2 protein-coding genes are annotated in these 3,585 nt (G+C 64.3%); one reads left to right on the forward strand and one right to left on the reverse strand.

Annotated features, from left to right (window positions below; all coding sequences use genetic code 11):
* Window positions 1-45 precede the first annotated feature (45 nt).
* Complete coding sequence (locus tag Q0K17_RS10835) at window positions 46-1,266, reverse strand: ATP-binding protein (RefSeq protein WP_294542922.1); 1,221 nt, start codon at window positions 1,264-1,266, stop codon at window positions 46-48.
* Between the two features lie 515 nt (window positions 1,267-1,781).
* On the opposite strand from Q0K17_RS10835, the gene ilvB reads away from it, so the two are divergent.
* Window positions 1,782-3,446, forward strand: a complete 1,665-nt coding sequence (gene ilvB / locus Q0K17_RS10840) for a biosynthetic-type acetolactate synthase large subunit (protein WP_294542923.1) — start codon at window positions 1,782-1,784, stop codon at window positions 3,444-3,446.
* The last annotated feature ends 139 nt before the right edge of the window (window positions 3,447-3,585 follow it).

Here is a 3,585-nt window from a genome sequence, read left to right on the forward strand (position 1 = left end):
CAAAAAACGCCCCGGCATACGCCGGGACGCAAACGAATATAAGGGTTACAGCTGCACCCCGCCGGCCAGCAGTTCCACAAACTGCTTGGCCACCCGGGGACTGCGGCCCCCGGCCCGCAAAGCGAAGGCTTCGGCCCGCATCATCAGCTGGTCGGAGGGCATCTGCACCCCGCAGCGGGCGGCCAGGTCCATGACAATGGTCTCGTACAGTGCCTTGTCCGGCCGCTGGAAGGTCACCGTCAGCCCGAACCGGGCGGACAGGCTCATCAGCTCCTGGCGGGTATCCCCCGCGTGGATGTCGTCCCCCGCCGTGCGGTCGGACATGGTCTCCTTGACCAGGTGCCGCCGGTTGGAGGTGGCGTACACCGCCACGTTGCGGCTGCGCCCGCCCACGCTGCCTTCCAGAATGGCTTTCAGGGCGGCAAAGTTGTCGTCGTTGGAGGAAAAACTCAGGTCGTCGATGAAAAGGATGAACTTCAGCGGGTTGTCCGCCAGGTCGTCCATCAGCGCCGGCATCTGGTAGAGCTGGTGCTTCTTGATCTCCACCAGCCGCAGCCCGTCGCCCCGGAACTCGTTGGCCAGGGCCTTCACCGTGCTGGACTTGCCGGTGCCCGCGTCGCCGTACAAAAGCACGTTGGCCGCCGGCAGCCCCGAAAGCAGGGCCTTGGTGTTCTCGATGATCTTCTGGCGCTCCCGCTCATACCCCGGCAGCTCGCTGAGCCGCTGGGGGTCCGGGTACCGCACCGGGGTCAGCACCCCTTCCTCCAAAGTAAAGACATGGTACCGGGCAAAGATCCCGTACCCCGCATGGGGCACCTGCCGCCGCCGCGCCGCGTACTCCCTGGCATAGACAAGCTCCGGCTCCACCTTCCAGGGCAGGGGCATCTGGTGCATCAGGGCATCCCCGCCTTCCAGCGGCGCCAGCAGGTCCGCCAGGGTCAGCGACCCCGCCGCCTGCAGCACGCTCAGGTCCCGGGCCAGATTGCCCTCCGCCACCTCTCCGGCGCCCTGTGGCGTCTGGCTGTGACGGATGCACAGGTTGTCGTCATTGAGCACCAGGTCCAGCAGGACCCGGCTCCAGTTCTCCCCCCGGGGCAGAAGCGCCGCCTCAAAACCGGCCACGGCGTCGGCCAGCGGTGCGGCGTCCCCGGTATAGGCCAGCGCCGTCCGTAGCATGGCGGTGAAGCGGGCCACGGTTTCGTCCCGCAGCACCCCGCGCAATACCACCAGAGAACCCAGACGGACCGAAAGGTCACGGATGGTCATATACAAACTCCCCCTTTAGTACATCCAACAGACAAATGCAGGCTGACCCCAGTATAAACGCTCAGCCGCCGGTGCGCAAGGGTTTGTGAAAATTACCAAAATCCTGTTGACATCGGGTAAAAATTGCGGTACAATCCTATATACACTTTACTTAGCTAAACAGCTGAACTGCAGCGATGGGAACCAGTAACGCCCCACACCACCACCAGAGAGCTGCCGGCCGGTGCAAGGCAGCGGGCAGGCAGGGCGCGAAGTCATCCCGGAGCAGGCCCGGCGAACGTCCAGTAACCGGACCCGGATGCACCCGTTACCGTGCGGGGCTTTGTCAGAAGCCCAGTGAGCGGGCATGGACGCCATGCCAAGAAGAGTGGTACCGCAGAGAGCCTACACGGCCTTTGTCTCTTGGAAACAGGGGACAAAGGCTGTTTTTTTTACGCTTTACGGGCTTGTTGTTCGGCCCCATGGGTAAGAAATACGAAAAGAGGAATCCAGAGGAACGAAAGGAGTTGTCCACCATGCTGCTGACCGGCGCACAGATCTTTGTTGAAGTTCTGGTCGAACAGGGCGTTGATACCATCTTCGGCTATCCCGGAGGCGCGGTACTGAATCTTTATGACGAATTGTATAAAAGCGCTGATAGAATACAGAATGTTCTGACTGCCCACGAGCAGGGCGCCGCCCACGCGGCGGACGGCTACGCCCGGGCCACCGGCCGCACCGGCGTGGTGCTGGCCACCAGCGGCCCCGGCGCCACCAACCTGGTCACCGGCATTGCCACCGCCTTCATGGACAGCGTGCCCATGGTGGCCTTCACCGGCAACGTGGCCACCAGCCTCATCGGCAAGGACAGCTTCCAGGAAGCCTACATCGAGGGCATCACCATGCCCATCACCAAGCACAACTACACGGTGCGCAGGGTGGAGGACCTGGCCGACACCATGCGCAGCGCCTTCCGCATCGCCCAGAGCGGCCGCAAGGGCCCGGTGCTGGTGGACATCCCCAAGGATGTCACCGCCAACAAATGCGAATTCACCCCCAAGGCCCCCGAACTCATCCGCACCGTCACCCGGGTGGATGAGGAGGAAGTGAAGGAAGCCGCCGAGATGATCAACCAGGCCCAGCGCCCCATCGTCTACTTCGGCGGCGGCGTGCGCAGCGCGGCGGGCTGCCAGCCCCTGCGGGACCTGCTCATCAAGGCGGGCATGCCCGCCACCCACACCCTCATGGCCGCCGGTGTGCTGGGCTACGGCGAACCCCACAACCTGGGCATGCTGGGCATGCACGGCGGCTACGCGGCCAACAAGGCCATTGCGGAAGCAGACCTGGTCCTGGCCGTGGGCACCCGCTTCTCCGACCGGGTGGCCCTGAACCCCGACACCTTCGCCTCCAAGGCCAGGATCATCCAGATCGACATCGACCCCAGCGAGATGGGCAAGAATGTGGACGTGGACCTGTGCATCGCCGGGGACGCCGCCTATGTGCTCCAGGCCATCCTGCCCTATGTGAACAAGACCGAGCACAAGCTCTGGATGGAACAGATCCGCTCCTGGCAGAAGGTGGACTACCACCCCCTGGACAGCGAGACCGAACTGCGGCCCCACCAGCTCATTGACGAGCTCTGCCGTCAGGCCGGACCGGAAGCCGTTTACGTCACCGACGTGGGCCAGCACCAGATGTGGGCGGCCCAGTACCTGCACCACACCAAGAGCCGCGGGTTCCTGACCAGCGGCGGCCTGGGCACCATGGGCTTCGGCTACGGCGCCGCCATCGGCGCCCAGATGGCCCTGGGCCGGGACCAGCGGGTGATCATGCTCACCGGGGACGGCTCCTTCCACATGAACCTGAACGAAGCCTGCACCGCCGTGAGCTACCACCTGCCCATCATCACCGTCATCTTCAACAACTCGGTGCTGGGCATGGTCCGGCAGTGGCAGACCAGCTTCTATGAAGGGCGCTACTCCGCCACCGACCCCCACCGCCACACCGATTTCGTCAAGCTGGCCGAGGGCTTCGGCCTCAAGGGCTACCGGGCCACCAACCCGACGGAATTCCGGGAGGCCCTGGCCGACGCCATGAAGCAGGACGGCCCCACCTGGATCGACTGCCGCATCGGCAAGGACGAGCGGGTGCTGCCCATGATCCCGGGCGGCGGCGACATCAATGACATCATCATGGAATAAAGGAGGGCTCAGCATGAAAAAGGAAACGCACAGCGGCCCGCCCGCCGATCGCCGCCGGGTCATCAGCCTGCTGGTGGACAACCAGAACGGTGTTCTGGCCCGGGTGTCCAGCCTGTTCTGCCGCCGGGGCTTCAACATC

Origin of the sequence: uncultured Gemmiger sp. (assembly GCA_944388105.1) — a bacterium.
GTDB lineage: Bacteria > Bacillota > Clostridia > Oscillospirales > Ruminococcaceae > Gemmiger.

What these genes read in the sequence shown, in the direction of transcription:
- Q0K17_RS10835 (WP_294542922.1), bottom strand. Translation starts at nt 1,266, where the DNA reads ATGACCATCCGTGACCTTTCGGTCCGTCTGGGTTCTCTGGTGGTATTG.
- ilvB (WP_294542923.1), top strand. Translation starts at nt 1,782, where the DNA reads ATGCTGCTGACCGGCGCACAGATCTTTGTTGAAGTTCTGGTCGAACAG.